The sequence below is a fragment of the Flavobacterium sp. ACN2 genome (assembly GCF_002303885.1).
Lineage (GTDB): Bacteria > Bacteroidota > Bacteroidia > Flavobacteriales > Flavobacteriaceae > Flavobacterium.
The window spans coordinates 96,706-112,051 of the sequence record NZ_MRCM01000020.1; the positions used below are offsets into that span (position 1 = coordinate 96,706).

The window sequence follows — 15,346 nt, forward strand, 5'->3', positions numbered from 1 at the left end:
GTCTTAAAGTTTTTCGGCGGTTAAAGAATGAATTTTTTTGTGTACAATGAAAGGGTATATCAAGTAATAAAATGAAATTATTGCAAGCGTAAACAAGATAATAAAACTGCTTAGCCAATTGGGCATATCGATAGAATATCTTGTAATAAAACCTTCTAAAAATCCTGCACTTATCGTAAATGGAAAAGTGCTTAAGAATATTTTGAAACTATTTTTGAAACCAATTTTAAAAGAATTCATTCTCGAAAAAGTTTTAGGGAAAAGGATAGAAGCTCCTAAAATAAATCCAGCGGTTGTTTCAATTACAATTGCGAAAATTTCCATAGAACCATGAATCCAAATTCCTCGAACGCTTTTCCAGAAAACGCCCTGTTCGTAGAAAAAGTATTGAAAAGAACCCAACATGATACAGTTTTGAAGAAAAACATTGAAAGTTCCGATTCCGGCAAAAATACCATAGAAATAACATTTGGCGCCTACAAATAGGTTGTTTACAGTAATGCCAATAAAACTTCCCCAATTACTGCCCGAACCATATACGGCCATCGGATTGCCTTTTTTGATGTTTTCTAAAGTCATATTGACGTAATCATCGCCTAAAATCAGACGTACAAAATCACGATCGTAGCGAGCAGAAAGAACTCCGATTGAAACGGTAACAAAAAACAAGACAAAAGCATATACCAAATACCTTCTGTATTCGTAGACCAATAAAGGAACTTCGATTTTAAAGAAATCTATAACTCGATTCTGGTCTGTGCGTTTGGTTTTATAAATCTTTTGATAAATCTGAGAAGCGAGATGATTTAAATATACAACCGTTTTACTTTTAGGATAATACGTTTGCGCATACGATAAATCATTCATCATTTGAATGTACAAATTAGCTAATTCATCAGGATTTTTTTTAGCTTTACCAAAAATTGCCAGCTCAAACTCGAGCCATTTTTCTCTGTTTTGTTTTATAAAGGCGATTTCTCTCATTGTAGGCTAAAATATGAAATATGTCAGAATTATCTATTAATACGACACAAAATGTCAAAATAAATTTTATTGCCGCTTCTGTTGGTGAAAGACTAGGAGCTTTTTTTATTGATTTGTTTATTATAATCTGTTATATCACAGCGCTTTCAATAATACTTTTCGATTGGTTGCAACTAGATAGATTGATGGTTAACTTGGATGGTTGGTCGCGAGGTGCGATTTTTTTACTGCTCTATTCGCCAGTTATAGTGTACTCGCTGGTTTTAGAAAGTGTTTTTGAAGGACAATCATTGGGTAAAAAATTATTGAAGATTAAAGTCGTTAAAATTGACGGTTATCAAGCGGGTTTTGGAGATTATTTAATTCGATGGTTTTTTAGAGTAATAGACTTTTTTACTTTTTTCGGACTTCCCGGACTTATTTCGGTTATTACGAGTCAGAAATCGCAACGATTGGGAGATATGGCGGCAGGAACAGCAGTAATTACTTTAAAGAATAGAATTAATATTAGCCACACTATTTTAGAGGAAATTGGCGAAGCCTATGTGCCAACTTATCCTTTGGTTATCAAGCTTTCAGACAATGATATGAGAATTATTAAAGAAACCTATCAAAAGGCAGCAGCTAAAAATGATCACGAAGTTCTTTACAAATTAGTAGCAAAAATTGAAAGTGTAACAGGCATTAAAAATCAATCTGGAAACAACATCGATTTTATTCGAATAATTTTAAAAGATTATAATTTTTATACCCAAAACATGTAATTTTTTCTTTGAATAATTATTTGATTTTTCTAATTTTTGCTGATTATTTTTTAATTTTTCTTCGTAAATTTATATATAGATAATTAATTCATAAATTTCTAAACAAATGAAAATTACAAAGCCTTTTCTCGTATTATTAGTACTGTTATCTGCTTGCGTAAGTTTTGCTCAAAGCGGAAAAAAATTAGATAAAATTATAAAAAAAGATTATCAGATTATTGAATGTACGGTTTTAAAAATGTCTGATAAAACAGTAGAATATTCACTTCCAGGCGAAACCGTTCAAATCTCGCTAGACGTTTCTCAGATTGCGAAAATCGATTTTGCAAGCGGAAGATCTCAAACTTTTGACATTTCTCCAAACACAACAAACAGTGCTCAAAGCACATCATCACAACCCATAGTAAGTGCAGAGAAACAGCACAATACAATTGCTGTATTGCCAATTCCTTATGTAAATGCAGATAATCAGCAAGGTTCTGAGGATATGGCAAAATTTGCTCAAAACGATTTGTATAACAAGTTATTGGATAAATCAGCTAATATTTTTCCGTTGACGGTTCAGGATTTAAGAACCACAAATAGTTTATTGCACAAAGCTGGAATTGATCATAATAATATTGACGAAACGCCAATAGAAGATCTGGAAAAAATATTAGGAGTAGATAATATTGTTGCTGCAAAAGTTTCATACACAATAGGAACTGGTACTACAGCTACGACTTATGATAGTGGAAATGCTAAAGTGAGCAACAACAATAAAAAAGTGACTACCAGCGATATTTCGACTACAACAGCAAACAATCAAACCTATTATTACTATACGGTTTATTTTGATATGTACAGAAACACAGATAAAATCTATTCTCAAACCCGTAAACCTTTGTTAGCATTAAAAGATGGATGGATGGATTCTATTTCGTATTTATTAAAAAGAAGTCCGATTTATGTAAAAAAATGATAAGTATTTCTATGAGTTGGATTGGCTAAGATCGTTCTTTACAACTATGTAGCTTTGATACTTTGCTTTTTTGTAGCTTAGAAAAAAGGACAGGTTTTTTTCTGAGTCAGATTTACTAAGATTATTCCTTACAACTTTGTAACTTTGACGCTTTGCATCTTTGTAACTCAGAAAAAATGTTTCACTTACTTGATATTATTGGGACAATGGCGTTTGCTATGTCTGGTGCCTTAACAGCAATGCATAAAAAACTAGATCCGTTTGGTGTTTTTATCATTGCATTTGTCACTGCAGTTGGCGGCGGAACGCTTCGCGATGTCTTAATTGGAAGAACTCCCGTTGGATGGATGCGTGACATGCAATACGTGTATGTGATTATCTTAGGATTTTTTCTAGCCATTATTTTCAGAAAAAGATTTGATAAACTTCGAACCTCATTGTTTCTCTTTGATACCATTGGGCTTGGAGTTTTTACTTTAATAGGTCTAGAAAGAGGACTTATAACGGGACTTCATCCAGCAATTTGTATCGCGTTAGGAACAATGACTGCCTGTTTTGGCGGTGTAATTCGTGATATTTTATGTAACGAAATTCCAAATGTTTTTCGAGAAGAAATCTATGCAACCATCTGTATTTTGGGTGGAATTGTTTTTTTTGGATTGCGAAAATTAAATTTAAATGACGATATCTTATATTTAGTTACTTCTCTGGTGATTATTGTGATTCGATTAATGGCAGTTAAATACAAATGGCATTTAAAAGCATTTGATCACATGTAATTCAGTATGGAGAAATTTATCATTAAAAAATACGATCAGAAAGATTATTCGGTTTGGAACGATTTTGTCGCTCAGGCTAAAAATGCAACTTTTTTGTTTCATCGCGATTTTATGGAATACCACAAAGATCGCTTTGAAGATTTTTCGCTTTTGGTTTTTGAAGATAAAAAGTTACTTGCTATTCTTCCTGCCAATAAAAAAGAAAATGCTGTTTATTCGCACCAAGGACTTACTTACGGCGGATTGGTTTATTTGTCAAAACTAAAAGCAGAAAAGGTAGAATCGATTTTAGATGAAATTTTGCTTTTTTTGAAAGAAAATAAGGTTGATAGTTTTTATTATAAGCCTGTTCCAGATTTTTATTTTTCTGAAGGAAACAAAGAAATTGATTTTTTTTTATTGAAAAGAGGAGCCGTTCTAGAACGAAAAGAAATGAATCTGGCCATTAATCTGACGGTTCCGCTAAAAATTTCTAAAAGCAAAATGAAGCATTTTAGAAGAATTGAAAATCTAGATTTAGATATTTTTGAAGAAGAGAATTTCGATCCGTTTTGGGAAAAAATTCTAGAACCGAGATTAACAGAAAAATTTAACGCAAAACCAGTGCATTCAAAAGAAGAAATCTCGCTTTTAAAATCTAAATTTCCGAAAAATATCAGGCAATATTCTGCTTACAGGAATGACGAGATAATTGCCGGAATAACTATTTTTGAAACCAAAAATGTTGTAAAATCGCAATATGGTGCGACTTCAAAAACTGGAGAAGAATTTAGAGCACTAGATTTTTTATTCATTAATCTGATTCATAAATACAAAAGAAAAGGAAAGCATTTTTTTGATATGGGAATTGTAGACGACGAAAATGAATCAGGTTATAATTCTGGGCTTTTAAAACAGAAAGAAGAATTAGGCTGTACAGTTTACAATCAGGATTTTTATAAAATAGCAATAAAGTGATACCATTTTTAGACCTAAAAAAAATAAACGAACCGTATGAAACTGCCTTTCAGGAAAAACTGAAATTGGTTTTAGAAAACGGCTGGTATATTTTAGGAAAAGAAGTGGAAGCATTTGAAAAAGCTTTTGCCGAAAATTGCCAGTCAAAATATTGTATCGGAGTGGGAAATGGTTTTGACGCTTTAGTTCTTGTTTTTAAGGGGTATATCGAACTCGGAAAACTTAAAAAAGGAGATGAGGTTATAGTTCCTGCAAATACTTACATTGCCAGTATCTTGGCCATTCTACAAGCCGATTTAGTTCCTGTTTTGGTCGAGCCAAGATTAGAAACGTACAATATAAATCCAGATTTAATTCACGAGAAAATAACTCCAAAAACCAAAGCTATTTTAGCTGTTCATTTATACGGACAAATAGCCGAAATGGAGAAAATAAATGAAATTGCAGCAAAACATAATTTAATTGTCGTTGAAGATGCAGCACAATCTCACGGAGCTGAAAAACTAAAATCTAAAAGCAACAATATAAAATCAGCAATTGCTTATAGTTTTTATCCAGGAAAAAATTTAGGATGTTTGGGCGATGGCGGAGCGATTACTACAAATGATTCGGATTTGGCAAAAGTGCTTTTTTCGCTTCGAAATTATGGTTCAGAGAAAAAATATTATAACGAATACATTGGTTTGAATTCGCGATTAGATGAATTACAGGCGGGTTTTTTAAATCTAAAATTACCCCATTTGGATTCAGATAATGAGAAAAGAAGAACAGTTGCAAAACGATATTTATCCGAAATTAAGAACAAAAAAATAGCGTTGCCGTTTTGGGATTTTTCAAATAATCATGTTTTTCATTTGTTTGTTATTCGAACAGAAAATAGAAAGGACTTACAAGAATATTTAACTCAAAATAATATTCAAACGGTTATTCATTATCCAATTCCGCCACATCAGCAAAAAGTTTTTCCAGAATGGAATAATCTGTCATTTCCAATTACAGAGAAAATTCATAATGAAGTTCTGAGTCTGCCAATGAGTCCAGTTTTAACCGAAGTTGAGGTTGATTTTATTATAGAAATTCTAAATCAATATTAATTTGAATTTCTATAGAAAAATAATTAAAACCAATTTGTTTAAGATTACGTCTTTAAACAGCTTGAGCGTTGCTTTAAAAATTGGAATCGGATTAATTACTTCGAAAATATTAGCCATTTTCGTTGGTCCAAGCGGAATGGCTTTGGTTGGAAATCTTCGTAATTTTTTAACTTCATTAGAAAATATTTCTACTTTAGGTTTTCAAAACGGAATCGTAAAATATGCGTCTGAAGATGAGAAATCTAAAAGCGAACTTCAAAAAATAGTTTCTACGGTTTTTATCAGTTTATTATTTGTTGCGCTTCTGTTAAGCGGAATTTTATTTTTTACAGCTTCTTATTGGAACCAGAGTATTTTTGGAAATAACACCGAATATTGGGCTGTTTTTAAAGTCTTAGCATTGGTTTTGCCAACTTACGGATTTTCCATTTTTTTTATAGCTGTAATTAATGGTTTGGGTAAATTTAAAAAAGTAATTTGGATTAATATTATCGGAAATATCATTGGTTTGTTGACTTCGGTTTTTCTGATTATGCAGTTTAAAACCATTGGAGCTTTGATGTCGATTGTAATTGCACCAGCGTTATTGTTTTTGGTTACCTTTTATATGATTCAGAAGGAAATTCAGTTTTTTCAAATGATAAAATTCAGTTTTTTCGATATTAAAATTTTAAAAAACCTTTCTTCTTATTCTTTAATGGCGCTTGTTTCTTCTGTTTTTGGGCCTTTTGTATTTCTTGCAATTCGAAATCATATTATTCATAATTTAGGAATCGAACAAGCAGGATATTGGGAATCAATGACTAGAATTTCGACCTATTATTTAATGTTTGTTAGTACGATTTTGAGTGTTTATTTTCTTCCAAAATTATCTAAAGCATCTTCAAATGAGGAAACCAAAAGCATTTTTTGGCAGTATTACAAATTCATTCTTCCTGTTTTTGTTTTAGTTTTAGTTGTGCTTTACTTAGCGAGGTTTTTTGTAGTAAAACTTCTTTTTTCAGAAGAATTTTTGCCCGTAGTCAATTTGTTTTTTTGGCAGCTTTTAGGCGATGTTTTCAAAGTTTGTGCTCTGATTTTGGGTTTTCAGTTTTTTGCTAAAAAGATGACCTCGGCCTTTATCATTACCGAATTATTTTCGTTTTCGGTTTTATATTTTGTCTGTTTGTATTTTATAAAAATCTTTCAAATTGAAGGTGTTGTAATCGCTTATGCTTTTGATAATTTGGTTTATCTACTGGTTTTGGTGGTTTATTTTAGAAAAATTCTATTCTAATTTTCATTCCACTTCAAAATATACTTTTCTGCAATTTTTTTGTAATGATGATGCTTTTCTATAAAAGCTCTCGCACGTTTTCCAATCGCAATAATTTTATCTGGATTTTCAATTAAAAAAGACAATTCTTTGACTAGATAATCGACGTCTGGAATGGCGTTTATGCATACTTTTTCCGAGAGATTATATCTCTCAGTAAATTCTTTTTCAGCGCCTGTAAAAACCACTTTTCCTTTTGCCATTGCCTCTAGGGCATTATAGCCCTGATCGTAGGCATAAATTTGATCCAGTAAAATATGGCAGCTATTGTATAAATTAATATACTGAGCATAAGGAACACTGCGAACCGTTACTACTTCAACTTTTGAAGCATATTTTTGCTCGATTATTTCTAATGCTTTTTCAAAATAATCATTTCCTTTTTTTAGATAATTCTCATTATTGATTCCGTGAAAAATGACAATTTTATCAGTGATGTTTAATGGCTGAAATAAAAGCTTTTCAATATTAATTGGATTCGGAATCATTCCTAAATATTTTTCATTTCCTTGTAATGGAATATGGTAATCTAAATCTGTAGCGATAATTCCGTTTATGTTTTTATAAATAAACTGATGCAGTTCTAAAAATGCTTTTTCGCGGAATTTTAAAATATTTCCAAAAGATTTTTTATCAATTTTATGGTTAAGATATAACGGAATTATAGATTTAAAGTCAGGATTTTCAAAACAATATTTCACATTCAAATAATCATAACCTGTGCTTAAAAGGAAAAATTTTTGGTTGTTTTTTAGAAAACTTGAAATGATTTTTTTTTCAAAATAAGAAGTGCAATAAAAGCTGTTTTCGTTAATCAATTGTACAACATCAAAACCAGAACATTGTTTTTTGAATTTTAAAAATTGCCTAAAAGTCAAGTATGAACTAATATCAAATCCAGAAATTTTATAAACCGCAATTTTTATTTTTTTCAGAAAGCCAGAATCCCATTTTTTTTGGATAGTAAAATCAACAGGAAAATTTTTAAAACCGTCATTGTGACCAATAATAAAAACTTCATGCCCTAAAGCCTTTAAACCATCTTTTAAAGAATTGTGCAAATGGCTGTATTCGCCTACTAGTAAAACTTTCATTTATATGTATATTTGACAAATATATTTACTTTTTCGATTAAAAAACATGAATAAAAAGAAAGTTGCTATTGTTTCGATTTCCTTAGGAAAAGGAGGCGCAGAACGTTTTGCAGCTTTGCTTACTTTTATGTTAGAAAGTTCTGGTTTTGAAGTTTATTCTATTATTGTTAATGACGACGTAGATTACGATTATACAGGAAACCTATTCAATTTAGAAAAAGAAAGTGCTGGCTCGTTTTCTGTTTTTAAAAAATTAAAAAAAGGAAGATTATTGAGAGGCTATTTGATTGAAAATAACATTGATATTGTTATTGACAGCAGGCCAAAAAATGTCTTCTTACGCGAATTAATTACCAAATTTATTTACCGAAATTCGAAAGTCTATTACATCGTTCACAGCTTTAATTTTAAGGATTATTTTCCTTCTTCAAAATTTTGGTCTAGAATACTTTATAAGGATGTAAAAAATTTGGTTTGCGTTTCAAAAGCGATCGAAGAAAAAGTAAGGAAGTGGTATGATTTTAAAAATACACTTACGATTTATAATCCTTTTTTTATTGCCGAAGAAGAATTGAAAAAAACAGTTTTAGAACCTCAAAAAGTAATCTTGTTTTTTGGACGATTTGAAGAGAAAGTGAAAAATTTCACATTGATGCTAGAGGCTTTTTTACAATCAAAAATATATGAAAAAGAATATCATTTGCATTTGATGGGATCTGGAGATGACGAAGATTTTATTTGGCAGAAAATTAAAGATTTGAATTTAAATGATTATGTGAAAATTCTTCCCTTTAAACAAAATCCCTTTAATGAGGTTCGAGAAGCAAAGTTTACGATTTTGACAAGTAATTATGAAGGTTTTCCGTTGTCGATTATAGAATCACTAGCTTTAGGAACACCTGTTGTTGCTGTTGACTGCTATTCTGGCCCTCGAGAAATTATTCAGAATGAGTTTAATGGTTTGCTGGTTGAAAATCATAATATAAAAACTCTTGCGCTGGCAATGAATCGATTTGTAGATGATGCTGAATTGTATCATTTTTGCAGACAGAATGCTACGAAAAGCGTAAACCATTTATCTTTAGAACACATTTCGGATCAATGGAAAAATCTTCTAAACACTTAATAATGACAAATATTTCAGACAATCAATTGATAGAAATTCCTAAAATTCAGGATCGAAGAGGAAATCTTTCAGTTGTTGAAGGCGACATAATTCCTTTTGTTTCTAAAAGAATTTATTACTTGTACGATGTACCCAGCGGAAGCAAAAGAGGAGGGCATGCGCATATTGAACAGCAGGAACTTTTAATCGCTTTAAGCGGTAGCTTTGATGTGGTTTTAAAGGACGGTAAAAACATAAAAACAATTACGTTAAATAAGCCTAATGTTGGTTTGCTTATTGTTTCTGGCATTTGGCGCGAACTTAAAAATTTCTCATCGGGAAGTGTTTGTCTGGTTTTGTCTTCTGGCGAATTTAGTGAAGAAGATTATATTCGAGAATACAAAAAATTCCGATTATTTAAAGACAGATGATCCTATTCCTAAATTTGCTAAAAAGGTTTTAAAAGAAATTAAAAAACGTAAAGCGAATGCTGGAAAAAGCAACAAAGTTCTTTTCTTCCAGCCTATTTTCTTTAAATCAATGGGATTGTAGTATTTATAAAAAAGCGATTTTTCTCCGACTAATTTACTTTTTATAGCAAGCGAAAAACGATTTAAGTCTAAAAAATATTTTAAGTCTGGATTTGTTTTTTCGGCCTCTTTAAATTTCGAAAGATCTAAATTATCTATAATTAATTTGTTATTTTTTGATAGACTTTTAGAATCGTAAACATAACGTGCCAAGATTTTCCATGAAAATACAACTGGATAAATAAGTCCAATTCGAATCCATAAGTCAGTATCTTCACCGCTTTTGATTTTGGTATCAAAGCTTCCTGTTTTTTCGAAAACAGATTTATGAAAAACGGCACATGACGCCCATAGTACGGATTCTTTTTTACTTGCTTTAAAGTAATTTACAATTTCTAAATCTTCATTTGTTTTGAAAATAGAATACTGCGCCAGGATTACTTTTTTTGAAGTATCAAATTCAACCGCTGCAGAAAATACTTTTTGATCAGATAGTTTCGAAATGTTAGTAAACATGGTTTCTAAAAACGTTGGATACCAATAATCATCTGCATCTAGAAAAGTGATAAAATCTGCAGAAGATTTTTCAATGCCGTAGTTTCTTGCAGTTGATACACCCTCATTTTTTTTAATCAAATATCGAATTCTATCGTCTTTAAACTGTAAAACTTTTTCTTCACTTTTATCTGTTGATCCGTCATTTACTATAATAATTTCAAAATCCTGAAAGGTCTGGCTCAAGACACTTTGTATCGTGTTTTCGATAAAATTTTCTTTGTTGTACAACGGAATTATTATGGAAAAAAAAGCCATTTCAGTTTATTTTATAATGCAATAATAACCCAATCTATAAATATCAAAAAGAAAAAGCGAAGGTTTTGCGCTTAATAACTGTTTTTTAAATAAAGGTTTAAAAATCCTAAAACCAAAAGCGGTTAAAGAGACAAGATGATATTTTTTAATGAGTTGAAAATAATGTGCCAGTTTAACGTAATCCGGAGAAATTAAATTCGAATCGATTAAATTTTTCAAACCCAAAACGGCTTCTTCAGATTTTTGCAAAAATATTTTACTGTCTTCTAAACCAAGATGAAAAACAGGATTGTCAATATGAAGAACCTCAATTTGATTTTGCTTTAACTCAAATGAAAACAAGGTGTCTTCGTGTCTTAGATTTGGAATATTTTTGTTAAATCTGACTTTAGAAAAAATGTTTTTTTTTATGAGAAAGTTTAAAGTCAGAAAAGAAAGATGCGGATTTTTTATACGTTCGGAAACTGATAAAGCTTCTCTTTCCTTTCCGTAAATCCATCTTAAAAGTTCCTTTTTTGGAGGTTTAGAACTTTCATACAAAATTCCTCCATAAACTATCTTTTCAGTATTGTTGATTTGAGAAATATAGATAGAAATAAAATCTGCATTGGCAGGAAAAGTATCGGCGTCTAGAAAAAGTAAATTTTCGTAAACTGCTTTTTCAGCCAATAAATTCCTAATGGCACTTCGTCCGATATTTTTTTCTAAAATAGAATAAGAGGCGTTTTCAAATAGATTAATTCTTTCGTTTTCAATTGCAAACTTTTGAGAAGCATCGTCTAAAAAAATAATCTCAAAAGTAATTCCACACGAATTGCACTGCTTTACGAGTTCGCTAGCAAGCGGTAAAACATTGTAATTATAAACCGGAATTAAAACGGAAAGCATTATACGCTTCTTTGTACCACTTCGAAGATTCTTTCATCTTCGCATTTTAGGGTTTTAGATGGGAATTTCATCAATAAAGCATAATCATGAGTGGCCATAATGATGGTTTTGCCTGCAGCATTAATTGCTTTTAAAACTTCTAAAACTTCAGAACTAGTCTGAGGGTCAAGGTTTCCTGTTGGTTCGTCGGCCAAGATAAATTCTGGATCGTTTAAAAGCGCTCTTGCAATCGCAACACGCTGCTGTTCTCCACCAGAAAGCTGATGAGGCATTTTGTTTACAAAATCTTTCATGCCAACTTTATCCAAAACTTCATCAATTTTGTGTTGCATGGCTTCTTTTTCGACCCATCCTGTAGCTCGTAAAACAAAAAGCATATTGTCTTTTATTGAACGGTCTGGAAGTAGTTTAAAATCTTGAAACACGATTCCGATTTTACGTCTTAAATACGGAATGTCGTTTTCTTTTAATGTTGCCAAATCAAATTCAACAATATGTCCTTCGCCTTCAACTAACGGTAAATCAGCATATAAAGTTTTTAGAAAACTACTTTTTCCAGAACCAGTTTTTCCGATAATGTAAATGAACTCACCATGATTAACGTCTAGGTTAATATGAGATATAATTTTTCTTCCTTCTTGATATATAGTGACTTCTTTAAGAGATAGTACGGTTTGTGACATAATAAATTGGTTTGAATGGTAAAAGTAATAAGATAACGGTTGTATTCAAAATAAATTTCGCTGAATTCTGAATAAAATTGCTATAGAAGTGCATTTTAACAGCATCTATATAACGGTTCCTGCTTATAATAACTTAAGAGAGCTTATATGGTTTAAAATTATTTGTTTAAGAAAGTTTGAGAACCAATAATTTGAAGTTTTACAGAGCGTAAAATAGTAGCAGTTTCATAATTTGTTCATAATAAAACCTCAAAACGTTTCGTTATAACCCTTATAAAATGATACATTTGAATACTAAATATTATTAAAATGCGTAAACTTTCCAGGTTCTTTTTATTCCAAATTTTCCTTGCTTCGACTATAGCTTCGGCACAAAAATCGGCGATTTATACGTATGAGTTAAAGGATTTTGACAAAGCACTGGCTTTATATAACGACAAACAATATGCTTCGGCACAATTGATTTTTGAAAAAGTAAAAAACAATACTACAAATGAAGAAGTGCAGTCTGACTGTGCTTACTATATTGCAAATTCTGCCATAAGAACCAATAAAGCAAATGCCGATGCTCTGGTAGAACAATTTGTGAATGATTATCCAACAAGCACCAAACAAAATCAAGCTTATATTGACGCCGCGCAATTTTTCTTCGAACAAGGAAATTATCCAAAAGCTTTGCAATGGTTTGATAAAGTAGACGAAAGCTACATGAGTAAAACAGAATCGGATAAGTTTAACTTCATGAAAGGTTACAGCTATTTTAATGCTAAAAAGAAAAAAGAAGCAACTAACTATTTTAATAAAGTGGTAAATTCTAAAGAATATGGTTCTCAAGCCAAATATTATTTAGGATTTATGGCTTATGAGGGTGACGATTACAAAGAAGCAACGAAGTATTTTGATGAGGTTTCGGGTGAAGAAAAATACAAAGAAAAGCTTTCGTATTATCAAGCTGATATGAATTTCAAGTTAGGAAATTTCCAAAAAGCGATTGATTTAGGATTGGTAGCCATGAACAAATCGAACGACATTGAAAAATCAGAACTGAATAAAATTATTGGAGAAAGTTATTTCAACTTGAAGCAATACGGAAAAGCAATTCCGTATTTAGAACAATATGCGGGTAAAAAAGGAAAATGGAACAATACCGATTTCTATCAATTAGGTTATGCGTATTATGAGCAGAAAGAGTACGAAAAAGCGATTTCTCAGTTCAACAAAATTATTGAAGGAAAAGATTTTGTGGCCCAGAATGCCTATTATCATTTAGGTTTAAGCTATTTAAATACAGGTAAAAAGCAAGAAGCTTTAAACGCTTTTAAGAATGCTTCTGAAATGGATTTTAATGCTCAAATTCAGGAAGACGCAGCTTTAAATTATGCTAAATTGAGTTATGATATCGGAAACGCTTATCAAGCTGTTCCAGGTATTTTGTTGGATTTCCTTAAAAAATATCCAAATAATTCAAGCCGTGCAGAAGTAGAAAAACTTTTGGTTGATTCTTATATTTCTTCTAAAAACTACAAAGAAGCTTTGACTTTATTAGAAAAAAATAGAACTGCTGAAAACAAAGCGGCTTACCAAAAAGTGCTTTTTTACCGCGGACTAGAATTGTACAATGAATCTAATTATCAAGAAGCAGGCAAAATGTTTAAAAGTGCCATCAGCGAGCAAAAAACGCCTGAATTTACAGCTCGCGCTACATTCTGGAAAGCAGAAACAGAATATCTGAATGATGATATGCAAAATGCTTTACTGACTTACAAACAGTTTGCAGGAATGGCCGCGGCTAAATCTACAGATGAATATAAAAATATCAACTATAATATTGGTTACACGTATTTTAAACTAAAAGAATACGACCAAGCAGCAAATTCTTTTCAAGCTCAGATTGATAATTCGCCTTCAGATAAAAATCGTTTAAATGATTCTTATTTGCGTTTGGGAGATTGTCGTTTTGTAACTTCAAAATATAGTGCAGCAAATGAGGCTTATGCAAAAGCAATTGCAGCCAAAGGCGTAGACGCAGATTATGCGCAGTTCCAAAAAGCACTTTCTTATGGATTTATGTCAAATAATGCAAAGAAGGTAGACGAATTGAACAACTTTATCCAGATGTACAAAAAATCATCTTACCGTGATGATGCGTTATTTGAATTAGGAAATACTTATGTTGCAGAAAAGAAAAACGATCAGGCAATCAAAACTTATGATCAACTGATTTCAGAATTTCAAAACGGGTCTTTTACTTCAAAAGCAATCTTAAAACAAGGTTTGATTTATTATAATTCAGATCGTGATCAACAGGCTTTGACGAAATTTAAGAAAGTTGCTGCAGAATTCCCAAAAACGCCAGAAGCTTTAGAGGCAGTGGCGACAGCAAGATTAATCTATGTAGATTCAGGAAAAGTAGACGAATATGCAACTTGGGTTCGTACTTTAGATTTTGTCGAAGTTTCGGATGCTGAATTAGACAATGATACTTACGATGCTGCTTTTAAGCAATACAGTCAAAACAATAGCAAAGCTGCGATTACAGGTTTTGGTGGTTATGTGAACAAATTTCCAGCAGGATTACACGCTTTAGAAGCTAATTTCTATCTAGCGCAACTTTACTATGCTGAAGGTTCTGAAACAAAATCGACATCGAATTATCAATATGTAATCGATCAGCCTAGAAATGAATTTACAGAGCAGGCATTAAACAGATTGGCTCAGATATATTTGAAAGCAAAAGATTGTGACAAATCTATTCCGGTTTTAAAACGTTTAGAAAACGAAGCAGATTATCCGCAGAACAAAACTTTCGCGCAAGCAAACTTGATGAAATGTTATTATGACAAAAAAGATTATGATAACTCAGTTATTGCAGCTGAAAAAGTTTTAGAAAATGCAAAATCTGATGCTGGAGTAAAAGCCGACGCGCAGATTATTGTAGCACGTGCAGCGATTCAAACTGGAAATGAAGATAAAGCAAAAACAGCTTATGCTAAATTATTGACTACTTCAAAAGGGGAATTAGCTGCAGAAGCTTTGTATTATGATGCATACTTTAAAACAAAAGAAGGAAAATATGATGCTTCTAATACTGCAGTTCAAAAATTAGCAAAAAGTTATTCAGCTTATAAATATTACGGAGCAAAAGGTTTAGTATTAATGGCAAAAAACTTCTACGGATTAAAAGACAGTTATCAAGCGACATACATTTTAGATAACGTAATCAACAACTTTACAGATTATCCAGATGTTGTCGAAGAAGCTAAAAAAGAATTAGGAGCTATAAAAGTAGAAGAGTCTAAAACAAATTCGTCGATTAATAAGTAAGAAAGAGAAAAATAGAGAAAAGAGACAAGAAGCAAGATTGAAAAGTCTTTTATCT

General features: G+C 31.4%; 14 protein-coding genes. 9 read left to right on the forward strand and 5 right to left on the reverse strand.

The genetic code is table 11. The annotated features are described in order from the left end of the window. Positions 1-3: 3 nt before the first annotated feature. Positions 4-984 carry a stage II sporulation protein M gene (locus BSF41_RS20780; protein ID WP_095931416.1) on the reverse strand — a complete coding sequence of 327 codons (981 nt, stop codon included), beginning with the start codon at positions 982-984 and terminating at the stop codon, positions 4-6. 20 nt (positions 985-1,004) lie between these two features. Here BSF41_RS20780 and BSF41_RS20785 point away from each other — a divergent pair, with 20 nt between their 5' ends. The 6 genes from BSF41_RS20785 (at position 1,005) to BSF41_RS20810 (ending at position 6,815) form a co-directional block, all read left to right on the forward strand. Beyond that, positions 1,005-1,748 carry an RDD family protein gene (locus BSF41_RS20785; RefSeq protein WP_095931417.1) on the forward strand — a complete coding sequence of 248 codons (744 nt, stop codon included), beginning with the start codon at positions 1,005-1,007 and terminating at the stop codon, positions 1,746-1,748. A 106-nt stretch (positions 1,749-1,854) separates the two neighbouring features. Then, positions 1,855-2,709 carry a hypothetical protein gene (locus BSF41_RS20790; RefSeq protein WP_095931418.1) on the forward strand — a complete coding sequence of 285 codons (855 nt, stop codon included), beginning with the start codon at positions 1,855-1,857 and terminating at the stop codon, positions 2,707-2,709. A gap of 176 nt (positions 2,710-2,885) precedes the next feature. Continuing rightward, positions 2,886-3,488: a trimeric intracellular cation channel family protein gene (locus tag BSF41_RS20795; protein WP_095931419.1), complete on the forward strand. Its 603-nt coding sequence runs from the start codon at positions 2,886-2,888 to the stop codon at positions 3,486-3,488. A 6-nt stretch (positions 3,489-3,494) separates the two neighbouring features. Next, a complete protein-coding gene (locus BSF41_RS20800; protein WP_095931420.1) occupies positions 3,495-4,445 on the forward strand; it encodes a GNAT family N-acetyltransferase in 951 nt (316 codons plus the stop codon). Continuing rightward, on the forward strand, positions 4,442-5,539 hold the full coding sequence (locus BSF41_RS20805; protein WP_095931421.1) for a DegT/DnrJ/EryC1/StrS aminotransferase family protein: 1,098 nt from the start codon (positions 4,442-4,444) through the stop codon (positions 5,537-5,539). Before BSF41_RS20800 ends, BSF41_RS20805 begins: the two co-directional genes overlap by 4 nt. A 1-nt stretch (position 5,540) precedes the next feature. Continuing rightward, a complete protein-coding gene (locus tag BSF41_RS20810; RefSeq protein ID WP_253251868.1) occupies positions 5,541-6,815 on the forward strand; it encodes an O-antigen translocase in 1,275 nt (424 codons plus the stop codon). On the opposite strand, the gene BSF41_RS20815 is transcribed toward BSF41_RS20810, so the two are convergent. Next, positions 6,812-7,948: a glycosyltransferase gene (locus tag BSF41_RS20815; protein WP_095931422.1), complete on the reverse strand. Its 1,137-nt coding sequence runs from the start codon at positions 7,946-7,948 to the stop codon at positions 6,812-6,814. The two genes, BSF41_RS20810 and BSF41_RS20815, sit on opposite strands and share 4 nt — an antisense overlap. A 46-nt stretch (positions 7,949-7,994) precedes the next feature. Here BSF41_RS20815 and BSF41_RS20820 point away from each other — a divergent pair, with 46 nt between their 5' ends. Both BSF41_RS20820 and BSF41_RS20825 read left to right on the forward strand, forming a co-directional pair. Continuing rightward, positions 7,995-9,074: a glycosyltransferase gene (locus BSF41_RS20820; protein WP_095931423.1), complete on the forward strand. Its 1,080-nt coding sequence runs from the start codon at positions 7,995-7,997 to the stop codon at positions 9,072-9,074. 2 nt (positions 9,075-9,076) lie between these two features. Continuing rightward, positions 9,077-9,484, forward strand: a complete 408-nt coding sequence (locus BSF41_RS20825) for an FdtA/QdtA family cupin domain-containing protein (RefSeq protein ID WP_253251869.1) — start codon at positions 9,077-9,079, stop codon at positions 9,482-9,484. On the opposite strand, the gene BSF41_RS20830 is transcribed toward BSF41_RS20825, so the two are convergent. From BSF41_RS20830 to BSF41_RS20840, 3 genes are read right to left on the reverse strand one after another with little or no spacing between them, the layout of a single operon-like run. After that, a complete protein-coding gene (locus BSF41_RS20830) occupies positions 9,467-10,396 on the reverse strand; it encodes a glycosyltransferase family 2 protein (RefSeq protein ID WP_095931425.1) in 930 nt (309 codons plus the stop codon). The two genes, BSF41_RS20825 and BSF41_RS20830, sit on opposite strands and share 18 nt — an antisense overlap. Positions 10,397-10,402: 6 nt before the next feature. Then, positions 10,403-11,284, reverse strand: a complete 882-nt coding sequence (locus tag BSF41_RS20835; protein ID WP_095931426.1) for a glycosyltransferase — start codon at positions 11,282-11,284, stop codon at positions 10,403-10,405. Further along, the gene (locus BSF41_RS20840) at positions 11,284-11,967 is read right to left on the reverse strand and encodes a cell division ATP-binding protein FtsE (protein WP_095931427.1); all 684 of its coding nucleotides are present in this window, start codon (positions 11,965-11,967) and stop codon (positions 11,284-11,286) included. Before BSF41_RS20840 ends, BSF41_RS20835 begins: the two co-directional genes overlap by 1 nt. A gap of 309 nt (positions 11,968-12,276) precedes the next feature. On the opposite strand from BSF41_RS20840, the gene BSF41_RS20845 reads away from it, so the two are divergent. Further along, positions 12,277-15,291 (forward strand): tetratricopeptide repeat protein, encoded by a 3,015-nt coding sequence (locus tag BSF41_RS20845; RefSeq protein WP_095931428.1) that lies wholly within the window; start codon positions 12,277-12,279, stop codon positions 15,289-15,291. Positions 15,292-15,346: the final 55 nt, after the last annotated feature.

What these genes read in the sequence shown, in the direction of transcription:
- BSF41_RS20795 (WP_095931419.1), top strand. Translation starts at nt 2,886, where the DNA reads ATGTTTCACTTACTTGATATTATTGGGACAATGGCGTTTGCTATGTCT.
- BSF41_RS20820 (WP_095931423.1), top strand. Translation starts at nt 7,995, where the DNA reads ATGAATAAAAAGAAAGTTGCTATTGTTTCGATTTCCTTAGGAAAAGGA.
- BSF41_RS20815 (WP_095931422.1), bottom strand. Translation starts at nt 7,948, where the DNA reads ATGAAAGTTTTACTAGTAGGCGAATACAGCCATTTGCACAATTCTTTA.
- BSF41_RS20840 (WP_095931427.1), bottom strand. Translation starts at nt 11,967, where the DNA reads ATGTCACAAACCGTACTATCTCTTAAAGAAGTCACTATATATCAAGAA.
- BSF41_RS20800 (WP_095931420.1), top strand. Translation starts at nt 3,495, where the DNA reads ATGGAGAAATTTATCATTAAAAAATACGATCAGAAAGATTATTCGGTT.
- BSF41_RS20825 (WP_253251869.1), top strand. Translation starts at nt 9,077, where the DNA reads ATGACAAATATTTCAGACAATCAATTGATAGAAATTCCTAAAATTCAG.
- BSF41_RS20785 (WP_095931417.1), top strand. Translation starts at nt 1,005, where the DNA reads ATGTCAGAATTATCTATTAATACGACACAAAATGTCAAAATAAATTTT.
- BSF41_RS20830 (WP_095931425.1), bottom strand. Translation starts at nt 10,396, where the DNA reads ATGGCTTTTTTTTCCATAATAATTCCGTTGTACAACAAAGAAAATTTT.
- BSF41_RS20845 (WP_095931428.1), top strand. Translation starts at nt 12,277, where the DNA reads ATGCGTAAACTTTCCAGGTTCTTTTTATTCCAAATTTTCCTTGCTTCG.
- BSF41_RS20780 (WP_095931416.1), bottom strand. Translation starts at nt 984, where the DNA reads ATGAGAGAAATCGCCTTTATAAAACAAAACAGAGAAAAATGGCTCGAG.
- BSF41_RS20790 (WP_095931418.1), top strand. Translation starts at nt 1,855, where the DNA reads ATGAAAATTACAAAGCCTTTTCTCGTATTATTAGTACTGTTATCTGCT.
- BSF41_RS20835 (WP_095931426.1), bottom strand. Translation starts at nt 11,284, where the DNA reads ATGCTTTCCGTTTTAATTCCGGTTTATAATTACAATGTTTTACCGCTT.